This is a genomic window from Marinifilum sp. N1E240 (genome assembly GCF_009295825.1).
In the GTDB taxonomy this organism is placed as follows: Bacteria; Bacteroidota; Bacteroidia; order Bacteroidales; family Marinifilaceae; genus Marinifilum_A; species Marinifilum_A sediminis.
In genome coordinates, this window is record NZ_WHKF01000001.1 from 1,137,100 (window position 1) to 1,154,580 (window position 17,481).

Here is a 17,481-nt window from a genome sequence, read left to right on the forward strand (position 1 = left end):
ATTGAAATCATGAAAACAATTGGATTTAAACATTTGTTCATTTTCACCTGTCTTTTCTTGTTCATTGGGGTAGGATGTGAAAAAGATGATGAATTGCCTTCTTATCATGCAAAAGGAACAATTATAGAAATAACAGGTGGATGTTATGGAGAAATAGTTATAATTGATGTGGAAGAACCTCAGGGAATTGGTTTGCCATTTACTGTGTTAGGTGAAGAAGATGAAATAATTACTTATCAAAATGCAATTGGCGTACCTTATTTTGCGAAAATAGGTATCCCTAATTCTATTCCCCAAGCAGTTGGAATTCGATTGAATTTTGAATATCGTGAGTTAACAGAAGATGAGGAGGAACAATCACATCTTTTTTCTACCGACCCACCGATAATATGTCCTCATAATATTGCTCCTCCTGTTGTAAAACGATTAATAATCAAAAAAGTAGTTAGTTATGAATAAATGTTGAAAAATTATGAAAGTGAAAATTAAATTATTGCCATTTCTATTATTGGCATCTATCATGCTAATTGCCAACTGTTGTGATGAAGATAGTGAAGAAGAAAACTGTGCTTGTGGTGTAGAAAACCCACAAGAAAATATACAGTGGCTTCAGGAGCTTTTGGAAAAAAGCTTTTGTACTGAAATATACTTATATACCTACGAAGGAGAAGAATTTATTGGAGTTCACGATTGCCCAGGAACTTACGATGGAGGTTGGGTAATATACAATTGCGACGGTACAGTACACTGTAAATTTATAGGCATAAGTGCAGAATGTGATTGTACTGCTGATTTCCTTGAAAATTTTGAAAAAACATTGATTTATGTGCAGGATGAATAATCAGTTGATTCACAAAAAAGAAAGCCACTCAAAAATGAATGGCTTTATAAATATTATAGTTAATCAATCACACCAGAACCAATCAATTCCCCTTCTTCGTACCAGGCAGCGAACTGACCCGAAACTACGGCACGTTGAGGTTCATCAAAATGGATGTATAAACCTTCCTCTTTAAATACGATGGTACCTTTTTGTAAAGGCTGGCGGTAACGAATTCTGATGTCGTATCTTCTTTCACAATCCTCAGTTGGGCGTAAATCTTCACGAATAAAGTGAATTTCCTCTTTAGGAATAAACAAAGCCTTACGCATTAGCAATGGATGCTCGTGTCCCATTCCAACATAAACGATATTTTCTTTTACATCGGTTCCAATTACGAACAAAGGTTCAGCTTTTCCGCCAACATTTAATCCTTTACGCTGACCAACAGTGAAGAAATGAGCTCCGTTGTGAGTTCCCACTTCGTTTCCCATATCAGCTGTGAATTGATACGGTTGCGAAATATCTTCCAAAGCTGTTGACTGTGGAATGATCTCCTTGGCTTTATCAGCCATGATTTCAATGATCTTTCCTTTTTTAGCTTTCAGTTTTTGCTGAAGAAATACTGGTAGATCTACTTTTCCTACAAAACAGATACCTTGAGAATCCTTCTTCTCAGCAGAAGCCATTTTTTCGCGACGCGCAATTTCTCTCACCTCAGGCTTTTCGATATGCCCAATTGGGAACATCGCTTTCGACAATTGTTCCTGCGAAAGCTGGCATAAAAAGTAAGACTGATCTTTATTGTTGTCTTCTCCGGCAATCAATCGATATATTTCCTTACCATCTTTAACAATGGTTTCCTTTTGGCAATAGTGACCTGTTGCAACGTAATCGGCACCTAATTCTACAGCTTTCTTTAGGAAAACATCGAATTTAATCTCTCGATTACACAATACATCCGGGTTTGGTGTTTTTCCTTTCTCGTACTCGGCAAACATATAATCGATTACTTGTGCACGATACTCAGTGCTCAAATCCACAAAGTGGAAAGGAATGCCCAATTTCTTGGCAACCATTTGAGCGAATAAAACATCCTCTTCGAAAGGACACTCTTCCGATTTTAATCCGACTGTATCATTCCAGTTTTGCATGAAAAGTGCTTCCACTTCATAGCCTTGCTCAATTAGTAAATGAGCAGCAACACTTGAGTCGACTCCACCCGACAGTCCGATTACAACTTTTTTCTTCATCAATTTAATCTCCTTGTTTTTCAAGGGGCAAAAGTATTCATTTTTTGGCTATGTGCCAATTGTGCATGACGAATTGCAGATATACTTTTATATAAATATTGTTATGAATTTTTAAGAATTGCTAAAATGAGTTAACTTCGATTAAAGATAAAAAAGCGGAATTTGTTCATTCCACTTGATAATAACTGATAACTAAAATTTAATTATATGAGAAAAATTGCCCTATTAGTGCTTGTTACAATGTTTGCTTTTACTGTAACAGCTCAGGAAAAACAAGATACTTCCTACTGGAAAAAAGGAGGATTGGCTTCCATTACATTTTCGCAAACTTCATTAACCAATTGGTCGGGAGGTGGAGACAATGCAGTTTCTACTAATGCCCTTTTAGATTTGCATGCAAATTTCAATAAGGGAAAAAACAGTTGGGAGAACACCATGAAATTGGAATATGGATTGGTAAAACAAGGTGACGAAGGAGTTCGAAAAAGTATTGATAAGATTGATTTTACATCGAAGTATGGATATAAAAATGGAGGACATTGGTTTTACACTGCTTTACTTGATTTTAAAACTCAGTTTGCAAAAGGATACAATTACAGCAGCGAGGATGGAGTTGATGATGTAAAGGTTTCAAATTTTATGGCGCCTGCATACATCACTTTCTCTTTGGGTATGGATTACAAGCCAAACGAAATATTCTCGGCTTATCTTTCACCTTTAACTAGTAAAATGACCTATGTAAACGACGATGATTTGTCTGATGCAGGAGCATTTGGTGTTGATGCAGGAGATAAGTTCAGAGGTGAGTTTGGTGCATTTACAAAGTTGGCTTTGGCAAAAGATATCATGAAGAATGTGAATTTGCAAAGTACCTTGGATTTATTCACCAACTATTCGGAAAGCTTTGGGAACATTGATGTTACCTGGGATGTGATGATAAATATGAAAATCAATAGTGTGTTGACTGCTACAATTAATACTTCATTGGTTTACGACGATGATGTAGACTATATTAATGATGAAGGTGTAAATAAAGGACCAAAAATTCAGTTTAAAGAGATTGTTGGTTTAGGATTGGCTTATAAGTTTTAGATAAATAAATTGGATCATGAAAAAAGGAAGAATCACGATGTGGTTCTTCCTTTTTGTTTTTTACCTCCCTCGCCGAACAAGTGTTATTCCAGTTTTATCCTCAACAAAAAGAAAGTAATGATACAATTTGTAATTGATATCAAAACCATATTTTTCGAAAGGACTGTAATCGATATAGTTTTCAAAATAAGGATGACCTTGAGTATGTAGTCTGTTCCATTCCGAAATGTATTGTTGATTCCAATTTCGATAGTAGCTATTTGAATGGGCTGTAGAGCTTGTATTTCTTGTTGCAAACCAACTTTCGAAACCAATATCTAAAATTAGTAGTTCATATTCAGTACTATCTTTAATGATTGCTTCGGCAGTTTCCACCTTCTGTGTTTCTGATTTATTTAAAGAAGAATAACTACTGCAAGCTCCAATTATTAGCGAGATGAATAGAATTAAAATCAAGTTTTTCATTGTAAAAACGATTTTAAGATGAAAAGATAAACTGTGCAGTATTGATAAAATCAATTTCTTTAGAGAGTATATAATAAGTAACGTTTAAGGTATGAAAAAGTTGCAGAATAACTGCTATTAAAAGAAAAAGGCAGATGATAAACACCTGCCTTTAAAAGTATGTAGTAATTGATTACAATTTAATTAATTTTTTAGTGATGATTTCTTCACCATCTTCAATCGAAATGAAATACATTCCTGAAGGAAGTTCTGAAATATCAATGTTATTATTTTCCATATCAAGAGTCATAATCTTAATGGTTTTACCCGTAATTGAACTAATACGAACTCTCGATTGAATGTTTCCTTGAATAAACAAATTCACGAAATCTTTAGCAGGATTTGGATACAATTTCAATTCTTCAACCGGAGGAGTATCACTTAATGGTAAACCAAAAGTCATGGTCTTGCTAGCTAAAGAAGGAGCTGTGTCGGAAATGTTAATGGTGTAGTCTTCTACTTCACCCTGGCTGAAAACCTGACAAGCACTTGAAGCAGCTCTTCTGTGTTTCAGAATAACTCTCATTCTTGTGTGTCCCAATACTGCATCAGCAGGAACCGAAACATTTGTAGAAGAAATACCAGAACTAACCGTATAACCAGAAGTTACTAATTCGTTATTTGAGAAAGTACCATCGCGATTAAAATCGATATATATTTTCCAGTTGCTTGTGTAGGTCCTTGATTTGTATGCCAATGAGAAGTTTAAAGTGTAATTTCCACCTGGAGCAACACTTGCAACCAATCCGGTATAATCACCATATCCACCATCATCGCCCGAAGGATTACTCATATCAGCAAACTCAACCAAATCAATGTATTGATATCTGGTCTTTTTACCATAGGATTCACAATATTCAGGAGTTGGAGATTCACCTAAAGTAGTTAAGGATTGAATTCCGGTGTAGTCACTATCACCTGAATCATTTGTAGCTCTAACTTGATATTCGTAAGTGGTTTCAGCAAATGCACCTGTGTAATCAAAACTAGTTGAGGATGTTGAGAAAGATTCCCATGCCCCATCAAGCTCTCTAACCTGAACATCGTAGTTATCTGCGAACTGTATAGAGTTCCAACTTAATTCGAAAGCACTTGAAGTAATATTGGAAGCCATTAAGCCAGTTGGAATTTCAGGAACAGGAAGAGGATCGGTTGTTAAGTTACCTATAGCAGAATAAGTTCCTGAACCAACATCATTATTGGCCCTAACACGGAATTCATAAACTGATGATGCATCAGTAGGACTGTAATCTTGTGATGTTGCATTGGTATTAAATGATTCCCAATTGCCACCTGATATTCTAATGTCTACATCGTAATCGTCGGCATCAGCAACTGCATCCCAATTGATGGTAAATGAATTGTAGGTTACATTTGAAGCAGTCACATTTTGAGGAATTCCCGGAACGGTTGGTTCTTCCAAAGTTGTTGCGGAAACAATTCCTGAATAGGCACTTGAACCAAATGCATTATTTGCTCGAACTTGAAATTCATAAGTTGTATTTCCTGTTAAGCCTGTGTAGTTATATGTAGTTCCAACTTGGTTGATGGTAGTCCATGAACCTCCATTAGGACGAACCTGAAGGTCGTAATCATCAGTATCTGCTGTAGCATCCCAACCAATTGTCATGGAGTTGTATGCAATTGCTGAAGCTGCTAAATTAACCGGAGTTACAGGAGCTGATGGAGCTTCAAGAGTTGTTGCGTTAGCAATAGCAGAATAGCTACTTGATCCTATTCCATTATTTGCTCGAACGCGGAACTCATAAGTTGTTTCTGCAGTTAATGATGTGTAATTGTATGAAGTTCCAACTTGATTGATGGTAGTCCATGTACCAGCATTTGGACGAACTTGTAAATCATAGTCATCAGTATCTGCTGTTGCGTCCCAACTAATGGTCATTGAGTTGTAAGTGATGTCTGTAGCGGTTAAACCTACTGGCGTGTCAGGAGCAGTTGGGGCAACCAAAGTTGTTGCATTTACGACTGCCGTATAATCACTTGAACCAATATTGTTGTTAGCTCTAACTCTGAATTCATAAGTTGTTTCGGCACTTAGTGAAGTATAATCATAGGATGTTCCAATTTGATTGATTGTTGTCCATGTACCACCGTTTGGTCGAACTTGTAAATCATAGTCATCGGCATCGCTTGTAGCATCCCAGCTAATTGTCATCGAATTGTAGGTTATTGCCGAAGCAGATAAGCCTACTGGAGTATCAGGAGCAGTTGGTGCCTCTTCTGTTGTTACAGAAGCAGTAGCAGAATAACCGCTTGAGCCAGCATCATTATTTGCTCTTACCTGAAATTCATAAGTTGTACCAGCCGTAGCTCCAGAGTAATCGTAAGTTACAGCTGTTGTATTATAGCTTGTCCAGCTTCCACCTTGTTCTCTAACTTGTAAATCGTAGCTAGTTGCTCCGTTTACACTATTCCACTCAATCGTGAAAGTGGTTTGAGTAACATTAGTTGCAGTTAAACCAGAAGGAACTGAAGGTAAGTTATCATCAGTTAATGCTTTGTGGGCATTCATTCTACCTGAACCTAATTTTCCTGCATATTGACTGTCGTTTAAAGCGTCAATTGGATCTGTGTTGTCTACCAATTTACTCCAAACTTCGCTAGGTGTAATATTACCTGCATATTTTGATACAATTAAGGCAGCAACACCCGAAACGTGAGGAGCAGCCATTGATGTTCCCTGGAAAACACCATACTTATCATCAGGGAACGTACTAAGAACAGCTGTTGGATCTTCATTGGTTGTTTCCAATTCACCACCTGGAGCAGCAATATCAACCCATGTTCCATAGTTTGAATAGTACGATTTTACATCATTTTTATTGGTTGCAGCTACAGCGAGTACGCTATCGTAATATGATGGATAATATCTACTTTGAGAATTGCTGTTCCCCGCTGAGAAAATAACAATACCACCATTCATTGGAGCATTAGGTCCACCTGCATTGGCAATAAAATAGTCGATTCCATCAAGAACCGCCTGATCGTATTGGTAAGGATAGGAGTAACTCCAGCTATTTTGTGAAATAACAGCACCATTGTCGGCTGCATAAGTATAGGCTTCAGCAAAACCACCATTGGTTGATCCAAATACATTACATGACATGATTTTAACACCATCGTTATTTCCACTACCACCGGCAACACCACTTACACCAACACCATTATTGGTAACCGCAGCTACAGTTCCAGCAACATGAGTACCATGGTCACCAACATAAATATCACCAGTATCATCAGCGAAATTATATCCATAAACATCGTCAACATAGCCATTGCTATCATCATCAATTCCGTTTCCTGGAATTTCACCAGTATTTACCCACATGTTTGCAGCCAAATCGATATGGTCGAAATCTACTCCACCATCTTCTACTGCAACAATTACACTAGGATTACCAGTTTCAACTTGCCAGGCTTCCAATAGACTAATATCGGCACCAGCTGTACCATCATTTTGTCCGGTATTTTCATAATGCCATTGCTCAGAGAATAATGGATCATTTGTACCAGAAGCTAATGCAGTTGGTTCTATTTCTTGTCCATTTTCAGCACCAACAAGACGAGTGGCGTGAACACCTTCAGCCATGGAAATTTCGGCAACATTACTATAAGAGCTTATTAGTTGAGAAACCGGTGTTGAAGAGTTAAATTCAAGTTCGTACCATAAGTGCAAGCCATGTTTTCTGTGCTTGGCTTCGAATTTACCAGCATGACGAAAAACACGACGCATTTTATGAGCTTTAAATTTTTCATTTACTCTGTTAAGTCCTTCAATGTTGGTTTTAACAAATTCCGGTTTGTTTTTTAAGGACACTTTTTTTGCTTCGAGAAGAACTTGATGCAGGGCATCTACTTTTTGGTTTTCTTTTTGTTCGAATTTAATACGGATTATTCCTTTGTATTTTCCATCCGCATTAATGGCTTTGGTTTGGGAATATCCAGTTCCCACAATAAAGATTAAACAAATAAAAAGAGTAAAAAATCTTTTCATAATTGGTTGGTTTAAAAAGTGAATATTTTGATAATAATGAATAAGTTAGTTAAAAAAGATCTGTTAATCAATACTATTGTTTTAAAATGATTTAGAGTGAAATAAGGATGAATGTTATGTATGTTTTTAATGTAAATGATATAACAGCTCTATAGGGTAGGATTATAAAAGAGAATGACAATTTGATTGTTTAGGAGAAGATTATTTAAAATTAAACTATTTTAAAAGTTAAGTAAATAAGAAATTTGGTCAAAAAAAACAATATGATTTTTAATGCCAAATATTTTGTATCAGGTTTATTAAAATAATATTGAACTTTTCATTCCTATACGATTCATAAATTCGTACTTTCGGATTGTAATACGATAAATAATGTCAGAATTAAATATATATAGAGCATCAGCCGGATCTGGAAAGACTTATACCTTAACAGGAGAGTTTTTGAAATTGGTTTTTCAGGATCCATCAAACTACAAAAGTATTCTTGCCGTAACCTTTACAAATAAAGCCACGGATGAGATGAAATCCAGGATCTTGAAAGAAATTCATGTGATTTCTTCTGGGAATGATTCTCCTTATGCAGATGCTTTATGTGAAGAAAATAAATTAAGTGCTGCTGAATTGAAGCAGCGAGCAACAGAAATTTTGAATAGAATGCTACATGACTATTCTCGTTTTTCTGTGACTACTATTGATAGTTTCTTTCAGAAAATTGTTCGCTCATTTACACGTGAAATTGGTTTGCAAATGGGCTATAATATTGAGCTTGATCAAGGACGTGTTTTGAATGAAGTAACGGATTTATTGTTGCAAGATGTTGATGATGATAAACAATTGAGATCCTGGCTTACCTCATTTGCTGAAAATAAAATTCACGAAGGAAAAACCTGGAACTTTAAGCAAGATATACTTGTTTTAGGAGGAGAGGTGTTCAAAGAGGATTTTCAGAATTTCTCGGGAACACTAATTGATAAATTATCCGATAAGAAATTTTTAAGTGGGTATCGAAAGATATTGAATGAAATAAAAGAGGAGTTTGAAACTTACTTTGCTCAAGTTGGAGAAAAAGCTAGAAACGTAGTGGAGAATCATGCTTTGGATGTTTCTGATTTCTCGTATGGAAAATCGGGTGTAGCAGGATATTTAACAAGTCTTGGTACGGGAACTAAATTTGAACCAGGAGCCAGAGCAAAAGCTGCAATTGATACGCCTAAGAAATGGTACGCAGGAAAAGCTTCCGCAGAAACCAAAAAAGCGGTTGAAAGTGCATTTGATGCCGGTTTGAATCAGCTCTTGAAGGATGCTGTAAAATATTACGAAGAGCAGGGAATGCTTTATCGTTCTACCGATAAGACCTTGAGTTATATCTACACCTTAGGAATTCTTACTGATCTTTCGAAAAAAGTGAGAGAATTTTCAGAGAGTGAAAATATTTTTCTTTTATCAGATGCCAGTAGACTTCTGAGAAATATTATTGGAGAGAATGATTCTCCTTTTATTTATGAGAAAATAGGGAATGTATACAAACACTTTATGATTGATGAGTTTCAGGATACTTCATCGATGCAATGGGATAATTTTAGACCATTGGTTGGAAATTCTTTGGCAGAAAATCAACGCTCTTTGGTTGTGGGTGATGTAAAACAATCCATTTACAGATGGCGAAACGGAGACTGGAAATTGCTTGCAGATCAATTGGATATTGACTTTGAGAGTTTTGGTGTAAATGGAATGAGCTTGAATTACAATTGGCGAAGTACCAAAAATGTTATTGATTTTAATAATGCTGTTTTTGCTCTTGGAGCTCAACTATTACAAAATGACTACAATGCTTCAATTCCAAATGAAATATCTGAAAGTTTAAGTGAGGAACAGGAAAAAATCGTAAATGCATATCAGGATGTATACCAGCATTATCCAAATAAAGGTGAGAAATTACCGGGATACGTGAAATCGCATTTTATTGAGAAAGATTCAGAAAGAGATTGGACCGAGCCAGTTTTGGAAGACATTCCACTAAAGGTTGAGGAATTGCAAGCCAATGGATATAGCGCCAGAGATATTGCAATTTTGGTTCGAAATGGTAAAGAAGGTGGTTTGGTTGCTGATACACTTATGGCATATCGTGCGAGTGAAATGGCAAGGGAGGATGTGAATTACGATGTGATTTCAAATGATTCTTTGTATCTGAAAAATTCTTCGGCAATCAATTTTTTGGTTCATTTGCTTCAATATTTGGTTAATCCTGATGATAAAATAAACATTGGCTTTTTACGACAAGAGTATTGTTTGTATGTGAAGGATAAGTCAGATTTGTCTGGCGACGAATTGTATGTTGTGGGTAAGGATGATAATTTTAATGATGTCTTTCCAACTGAATTTGTTGAGGCGATTTCAGAATTGAAACGTCAGCCTTTGTATGATTTAACTGAGAAATTGATTCAGATGTTTAATCTGAATGAAAATCCTCAAGATTATCCATTTTTAGAAGCTTTCCAGGATTTTGTTTTGGGATTTACAAAGAGTGATTCTCCTGATTTGAATTCATTTGTACTGCATTGGCAAGATCGAAAAGATAAGGAAGTGATTTCCGTTTCAGACGATCAGGATGCGATTCGCATTATGACCATTCACAAATCGAAAGGACTGGAATTTAAGGCTGTAATTTTACCATTTTGCAATTGGGATTTAGACAATACAAAACACACAAATATTCTCTGGTGCCAACCTAAAGTGGAAGGGTTTAATGTTTTGGATGTATTGCCTGTTCGTTATGCAAGTACTTTAAAAGATACCATTTATTACGAGGAGTATTTTTCTGAGAAATTGCAATCCTATATTGATAATTTAAATCTCTTATATGTGGCTCAAACTAGAGCTGAGGAGGTGTTTATCAGTTATTCTCCATTAACAGGCAATAAGGAGCTAAGAACGGTTGCTGATTTGCTAAAATTTGCCTTCGAAAAGTCGAATGAGTTTCCATCGGATTTCTTTGGCAATAAGCTCATTTCATTAATAGATAATTGGAATGATGAAGGTAAAGTGTTCGAATTGGGAGAAATAAAGGGTAAAAAGAAAGATGAATCTGATAAAAGAGAAAAGGAGAAAATGATCAATTATCCTGCTTCTCTTCTAAATGATCGTTTGGTTTTACGTTTTAAATCAAAGGAAGGTGTTATGAGCAATGATTCTATTAAAACGTTATCTCCTGCAACAAGAGGGAATATATTACACCGATTGTTTGAATTAATAGAATATCAGGATGATTTAAACGATGCTGTTAGTCTGTTGCAAAGAAATGGAGAGTTAGATGGAAAGCAAGCTGATGAGGTTAGAGATTTTGCAAGAGAACTTTTAAATGACCCTAAGTTTTCTTCTTGGTTTTCGAAGGAATGGACGGTCGTAAACGAGCGAGATATTTTAAAAGGGAATGGTGATGTTTACAGACCCGATAGAGTTATATATAATGAAAAAACAGCCATTGTGATCGATTTTAAATTTGGTAAGAAAAAGCATAAAAAATACGAAAAACAGGTGTCGACTTATAAAAAATTAATTCAGCAATTGGGTTTCGATGAGGTTAAAGGTGTTGTGCTTTATGGTAAACTATCTGAACTTGTAGAAGTATAGTTTAGATCCTATTAAACAGTTAAAAAAATGATTATCTTGCTGAACATATCTTAAAAAATAAATACACCATATGAGATTTATAATTATTCTGCTAGCATCTTTATTCCTATTTAATTCGTGTGATATAATTGTATCTGGAATTGAATCTTTTTCGACCATTAAAGAGGAAACAAAAAAACAAAAACGTGAAAAAGAGGATAAGAAATTTAGTAAGTCCTTACAGAAGAAAAATGGGGAGAAAAAATATCTTTATGAAAATGGCAATATTAAATCTGTTGTTAATTATAAGGACGGAAAAAAAATAGGAACAAGTTTTACTTTTTATAAATCTGGAGAGAAGCAATACGATATTCCTTATGTAGATGGAATGAAGCATGGTAAAGTGTTGTGGTATTATAAAAGTGGAAAAATTTATAGAGAGACAGAGTATAAAAAAGGAAAGAAATCGGGATTCCAGCGTAAATATTGGGAATCGGGAAAGCTGAAATCAGAAATGGAATATCATGATAACATGCTTAGTACTGGACTAAAAGAAATATCAAATACAGGTAAAGTTAAATCTACTCCATCAATTAGGGTAGAAAGAATTGACAGGTTAAAGACTGCAGGAGAGTACATTCTTAAAATGAAATTGAGTAACGATAGAAGCAAGGTTGAATTCTTTTTTGGTGATTTAGTGGATGGAAAATATATTCCTGAAGATGGTCGTGGTTTTAGTAGAATGGATGTCAAAAAAGGTGTTGCTACTTTTAAGTTTAAAGTGAATAGAGGAAAACAGGTGATTACCGACTTTAAAATCATAGCAATTGAAACAACTCGATACCAAAATAAAAGAGTTATCACGAAAAATGTTCCAATATCCATTCGGAATCAATAGTAAAAAATCAATTTGATAGATATAAAGCTCCTTTTAAGGAGCTTTTTTTATTTGCGAAAACTGATAAAGCAATTTTTCTTCTCAGATCTTAATTTCTTATCTTTAAGAGAGATAACTCATCACACTAATTTACTAAAACACTGAACAATGACTACGAGAACTATTGTAAGCATGCCAGGCGATGGTATTGGGCGTGTTGTACTTGACGAGACCAAGAGAATTTTATCTGCATCAGGCTTCCATGCCAATTATATCGAAGCTGATATTGGATGGGAGTTTTGGTGTAAGGAAGGTAACCCACTTCCCGAGCGTACTATTAAATTATTAGAGGAGCATAAAATCGGTTTGTTTGGAGCTATTACTTCTAAACCAAAGGATGATGCATTTAATGAACTTGCTCCCGAATTAAGAGAAAAAGGCTTTGTGTATTCCAGTCCTATTGTGGGATTGCGTCAACATTTTAATTTGGATATTTGCATTCGTCCATGTAAAACTTATCAGGGAAATCCACTGAATTTTATTCGCAGAAGCACAAGTGGTTCGTTTGAAGAACCAATGGTTGATGTGGCTATTTTTAGGCAGAATACAGAAGGTTTGTATGGAGGAGTTGAGTGGTCCAATCCCGACAATACGGTTTATGCTGCATTAACCAGTCATCCGAAATTCGTGAAGAACTTTGGTGCCGTTCCTCGTGAAGAACTGTCAATCTCAACTAGAATTTTCACAAAAAATGGAACTACAAGAATTTTAAGAGCTGCTTTTGATTATGCCCGAAAATACAAGTATAAATCGGTTACAGTTTGTGAAAAGCCGAATGTGATAAGGGAAACCTCGGGGATGATGTTTAAGCTGGCTCAGGAAATTCAGAAGAAGGAATATCCGGAAATAGAATTGTGGAATACCAATATTGATGCTCAAATGATGTGGTTGACCAAGAACCCAGAGAATTACGGTGTTATTGTAGCTGGAAATATGTTTGGAGATATTGTTTCGGATGCTTTCGCCGGATTAATAGGAGGTTTGGGCTTTGCTTGTAGTGCACAAATGTCAGACGAAGGAGTCGCTGTTTTTGAGCCTACTCATGGATCTGCACCAAAATATGCAGATTATGAAATTCCAATAGTAAATCCAGTAGCAATGGTGGAATCAGCTTGCATGATGCTGGATTATATTGGCGAAAAAGAAAATGCCAGTAAAATTAGAAAGGCAGTTGCTGAAGTAATCCTCGAAGGAAAGGTTCAAACCTACGATATGATGAAAATGTCAGGAAAGCCTGAAGTGATTCAAAATGGAGCTGCATCTACTATTGAAATGGCAAATGCAATTATTGAAAAATTGTAATTATGAGAGAAACTGTGAAACAATTGTGGCCCGAATTGATTTGGATTTCAAATGAAAATTTACGAGAGAGAACAGCTCAAGTGTGGGAAATAGCTCTCGAAAGAAGTGTTCTTTCCGCTGATGATTTGAAAAAGATACCTTTCACCTTACTTTGCGGACCTGGTCTTAAAGTTAGTTTTATGGATCACAAGCAATGTGTTGTGCATGTGGCTAAGGAGAGTGGAGAAAAAATGAATTCTTTTTTTAAGGATGAGCTACCTGTTGATATGGATGTTTTGATCTCAGGTGCGATTTTGTGTGATGTAGGTAAATTACTGGAATATGTTCTGGACGAAAGGGGAAAAGCTGTACAGGGAACCTATGGGAAATATTTACGACATCCATTTTCGGGTGTTGTGTTAGCCGAAGAATGTGGAGTACCGCCTGAGGTTTGTCATATTATTGCCACTCATGCAGGAGAGGGAGATATGGTAAAACGTAGTACAGAAGCTTATATAGTGCATCATGCCGATTTTATGACATTTTTACCATTTAAGGAACGTTTAAAAATTTAAATCAATATGAATTACAGCTATCTTAATTGAAGATAGCTGTTTATTTTATTCTTCTTTTAAGATAGCACCCACACTACTTACATATTCTGATGGTTCATTTTGTTTTGCCCATTTAATTTTGTGTTGAAATAAATCACTCATAATTTTACTCACATTAAAACCAAATGCAACCAAATTGTATCTTACCTTTTCTGGAATATGGCATTGATTTCCTTTAATAAGAGCACATATTTTACAAATTTCACAACTGTTTGCTGCAATCATTTTACCATTTACAGGTTCAATTTCTGATAGGTATGATTGTAGTTCTTCTTTTATAAAATTATAAGCTGTTAATGAACGATCTTTTTGACTAATAAAATCAAATTGGTTAGGAGAGGTGTAGAATAAATACAAGTTTAATTTTGGATAATTTTTCGCATAATCAATGAATGGAGGACAATTAGGAGGGCAGGTCCATTTTTGATTGTAATTTGGGCATCCCGTTTTACAATAGGAATTGAATTCTTCTGGAGATAAATAAGCTAATATTTCATTGGTTGAAACATCCAGTTTTTTGAATTGAATTTTTATTTCATTGTTTTGATATGTCTTAATGATGTACTTATTCTTTGTCTCAATCATGATTTTTAATCCAGTTTGTGCACAAAAATAGAATTTTTCATTGTGTTGAAAAATCATGTGCCACATAAGTGTTAAGGATTGTGACATCGGTTGCGGTATTTTTGTATCTTCGTATCTTGAATTACACCCAAAAATTTATTTATGCTCTCATTTGATGCGATCGTTGTTTTAATCGTATTGGTTTTCATACTGATTTCCTTCTACAAAGAATGGATAGGTCCAGCATTTACTTTCCTCATAGGAGTGGTTATTCTTGGCATATCAGGAATTTTGACCCCATCTGAAATATTAAGTGGTTTTGCCAACGACCAGGTTGTTGTAATTCTTATGCTTTTATTAATTGGTGATATTATTCGTGACCTGGGAATTGTAGAAACTTTATTCGACCGGGTCTTTCAAAGAGCTAAAGGATATAGGCAATTCATGGCTCGAATGATGTTTTTGGTCGGTGGATTTTCAGCATTCTTAAACAATACACCGCTTGTTGCAGTTATGATGCCATATGTTCACAACTGGAGCAAACGTAACAATATTTCTCCTTCGAAACTTCTTATCCCATTGTCGTATGCAGCTATTCTTGGAGGTTGTATTACATTGATTGGAACATCTACAAACTTGATTGTGAATGGAATGGTTAAGGATCAGACAATTGTTCCAGCCTTGTCATTAAGCATGTTTAGCTTTGCTTATGTTGGAATTCCAATGATGTTTATAGGATCAATTTATTTATTAATTGTTAGCAAAAAATGGTTGCCGGAAAAGGCTGATGCTTTAGGTGAATTTTCAGAAAATACCAGAAAATATATCGTAGAGGCACATGTGAAGCCAAACTCCGATTTAATAGGAAAAACGATCGAGGAGGCAGATTTGAGAAATCTTAAAGGTTTGTATCTTTTTCAGATCAACAGAGGAGGTGTCCGGGTAGCTGCTGTTTCTCATGAGTTTAGATTGGAAGAAGGAGATCGATTGCTGTTTGCCGGAGATACAGAAACCATTGCCGATCTGGTTTTACCTAACTCAGGACTTACCCTGCCAACTGTGGGAATGCTAACTCACAAAAAGCATTTGGAAGTTGTCGAGATTGTAATTTCTCACAATTCTACTTTGATTACTAAAACGGTAAAAGAGGCTAATTTTAGAGGTCAATTTGATGCTGCGGTAATTGGTATTCATAGGAATGGTGGAAGAGTAAGCGGGAAGATTGGGGAAGTAAAATTACGCGCTGGCGATGTATTGTTGCTTCTTGGAGGTGATGATTTTGTGGAGCGAACTCACCGAATTCAGGATTTTTATTTTATTTCCAAAGTAAAAGAGTTTAAAAAACAGGAAGGTTACAAGGTTGGTTTATTGTTGGGAGGAACGGTTTTAGCCGTAATTTTATCTGCCTTAAATATTGTGCCATTATTTATGACCTTAATCGTAATGATTATAATAATTCTGGCACTCAAAATATCCAACCCTAAGGATATTGCCACCATGGTCGATTTTAATCTGGCATTAATCATATCCCTCTCGCTCGCATTTGGAACGGCGATGATCAAATCTGGTTTGGCTGAGATAATTGCTGATTTGTTGATATCAGTATTTCTTCCAATGGGAAGAGTTGGTGTACTTTTTGGTATTTATTTGATTACTTCAGTTTTGGCTGCTTATATTACCAATAAGGCTGCCGTCGCTATAGTGTTTCCTATATCCTTAACAATGGCTTTAAATTTGCATTTGGATCCGGAACCGTTTGTTTTAATTGTTGCCTTTGCAGCAGCAGCTAATTTCATGACTCCAATTGGCTACCAAACCAACTTAATGGTTTACGGACCAGGAGCATACTCTTTCAAAGATTTCTTTAAGATTGGATTTCCCCTAACAATCATTTATATGATAGTAACTGTTTTGATGTTGTCATATATTTATTTTTATTAGTTGATTTTTTAGCAGAAAAAGAATTTTAGGATACAACATACATGAACTTTAAGCAAAGAAAAGAACTACTTTATTTTGCAATTTTAGCATCATTGAAGGCAGGAGAGGAGATTTTAAATGTCTATCAGTCTGATGATTTTGAAATACAATTAAAATCAGATGATAGTCCTTTAACCATTGCAGATCAAAGAGCGCACAAGGCAATAGTTTCAATTATTGATGAATTGGGAATTCCTGTTTTGAGTGAAGAGGGAGAACATTCAAGCTATGAAGAACGAAAATTGTGGAAGCAATGCTGGATTGTGGATCCTTTGGATGGAACAAAGGAATTTATCAAGAGAAACGATGAATTTACAGTTAATTTAGCTTTGATTGATGAAGGAAAACCTGTTTCAGGTGTTATCTACGTTCCTGTATATCGTCGATTGTATTTTGCGGATATAGAATTAGGAGCATTTCGTACGGATGATATTGAAAACTGGGAAGACGGTTTAGATAAATTAATTCAAGCTTCACGTCAATTGCCATTTGAATACAATAGTGATGAAATAAGAGTTGTTGGTTCTCGTTCTCACATGAATGCAGAAACACAATCTTATTTTGAGGAGCTAAAAAAGGATAATCCTGAAGTTAAGATTATTGCGAAAGGTAGTTCACTTAAACTTTGTATGATTGCAGAGAACGAAGCTGATATATATCCTCGCTTCTCTCCTACAATGGAGTGGGATATTGCTGCTGGTCATGCAATTGTATCTGCTTCTGGAGGCAAGGTGCTTCATATTGACTCCAAAACTGAATTAACCTATAATAAAGAGGATTTGTTGAATCCGTCTTTCATGTGTAAACGATAA

13 protein-coding genes are annotated in these 17,481 nt (G+C 35.5%); 9 read left to right on the top strand and 4 right to left on the bottom strand.

The annotated features are described in order from the left end of the window. The first annotated feature begins 9 nt into the window (after positions 1-9). A complete protein-coding gene (locus GCQ56_RS04625) occupies positions 10-459 on the top strand; it encodes a hypothetical protein (RefSeq protein WP_152733197.1) in 450 nt (149 codons plus the stop codon). A 13-nt stretch (positions 460-472) separates the two neighbouring features. Beyond that, positions 473-841, top strand: a complete 369-nt coding sequence (locus tag GCQ56_RS04630; protein ID WP_152733198.1) for a hypothetical protein — start codon at positions 473-475, stop codon at positions 839-841. Positions 842-900: 59 nt separating this feature from the next. Here the strand turns inward: GCQ56_RS04630 and mnmA are convergent, their stop codons facing one another. Continuing rightward, entirely contained in the window at positions 901-2,073 is a 1,173-nt protein-coding gene (mnmA, locus tag GCQ56_RS04635; RefSeq protein WP_152733199.1) for a tRNA 2-thiouridine(34) synthase MnmA, read from the bottom strand. A 207-nt stretch (positions 2,074-2,280) separates the two neighbouring features. On the opposite strand from mnmA, the gene GCQ56_RS04640 reads away from it, so the two are divergent. Continuing rightward, the gene (locus tag GCQ56_RS04640) at positions 2,281-3,165 is read left to right on the top strand and encodes a DUF3078 domain-containing protein (protein WP_152733200.1); all 885 of its coding nucleotides are present in this window, start codon (positions 2,281-2,283) and stop codon (positions 3,163-3,165) included. A gap of 60 nt (positions 3,166-3,225) precedes the next feature. Here GCQ56_RS04640 and GCQ56_RS04645 read toward each other — a convergent pair whose 3' ends face one another. Further along, entirely contained in the window at positions 3,226-3,630 is a 405-nt protein-coding gene (locus tag GCQ56_RS04645; protein WP_152733201.1) for a DUF6146 family protein, read from the bottom strand. Positions 3,631-3,802: 172 nt separating this feature from the next. Further along, on the bottom strand, positions 3,803-7,684 hold the full coding sequence (locus GCQ56_RS04650; protein ID WP_152733202.1) for a fibronectin type III domain-containing protein: 3,882 nt from the start codon (positions 7,682-7,684) through the stop codon (positions 3,803-3,805). 372 nt (positions 7,685-8,056) lie between these two features. On the opposite strand from GCQ56_RS04650, the gene GCQ56_RS04655 reads away from it, so the two are divergent. The 4 genes from GCQ56_RS04655 to GCQ56_RS04670 all read left to right on the top strand — a co-directional run bounded on the left by GCQ56_RS04655 (position 8,057) and on the right by GCQ56_RS04670 (position 14,086). Then, complete coding sequence (locus tag GCQ56_RS04655; protein WP_152733203.1) at positions 8,057-11,314, top strand: exodeoxyribonuclease V subunit beta; 3,258 nt, start codon at positions 8,057-8,059, stop codon at positions 11,312-11,314. Between the two features lie 70 nt (positions 11,315-11,384). Further along, on the top strand, positions 11,385-12,191 hold the full coding sequence (locus GCQ56_RS04660; protein WP_152733204.1) for a toxin-antitoxin system YwqK family antitoxin: 807 nt from the start codon (positions 11,385-11,387) through the stop codon (positions 12,189-12,191). 147 nt (positions 12,192-12,338) lie between these two features. Continuing rightward, positions 12,339-13,532 carry an isocitrate/isopropylmalate dehydrogenase family protein gene (locus GCQ56_RS04665; protein ID WP_152733205.1) on the top strand — a complete coding sequence of 398 codons (1,194 nt, stop codon included), beginning with the start codon at positions 12,339-12,341 and terminating at the stop codon, positions 13,530-13,532. Between the two features lie 2 nt (positions 13,533-13,534). Next, a complete protein-coding gene (locus GCQ56_RS04670; protein ID WP_152733206.1) occupies positions 13,535-14,086 on the top strand; it encodes an HDIG domain-containing metalloprotein in 552 nt (183 codons plus the stop codon). 45 nt (positions 14,087-14,131) lie between these two features. Here the strand turns inward: GCQ56_RS04670 and GCQ56_RS04675 are convergent, their stop codons facing one another. After that, positions 14,132-14,797 (bottom strand): DUF2284 domain-containing protein, encoded by a 666-nt coding sequence (locus GCQ56_RS04675; protein WP_152733207.1) that lies wholly within the window; start codon positions 14,795-14,797, stop codon positions 14,132-14,134. 54 nt (positions 14,798-14,851) lie between these two features. Here GCQ56_RS04675 and GCQ56_RS04680 point away from each other — a divergent pair, with 54 nt between their 5' ends. After that, positions 14,852-16,630, top strand: coding sequence for an SLC13 family permease (locus GCQ56_RS04680; RefSeq protein ID WP_152733208.1), 1,779 nt, complete (start codon positions 14,852-14,854; stop codon positions 16,628-16,630). 41 nt (positions 16,631-16,671) lie between these two features. Continuing rightward, a complete protein-coding gene (gene cysQ, locus GCQ56_RS04685) occupies positions 16,672-17,481 on the top strand; it encodes a 3'(2'),5'-bisphosphate nucleotidase CysQ (protein ID WP_152733209.1) in 810 nt (269 codons plus the stop codon).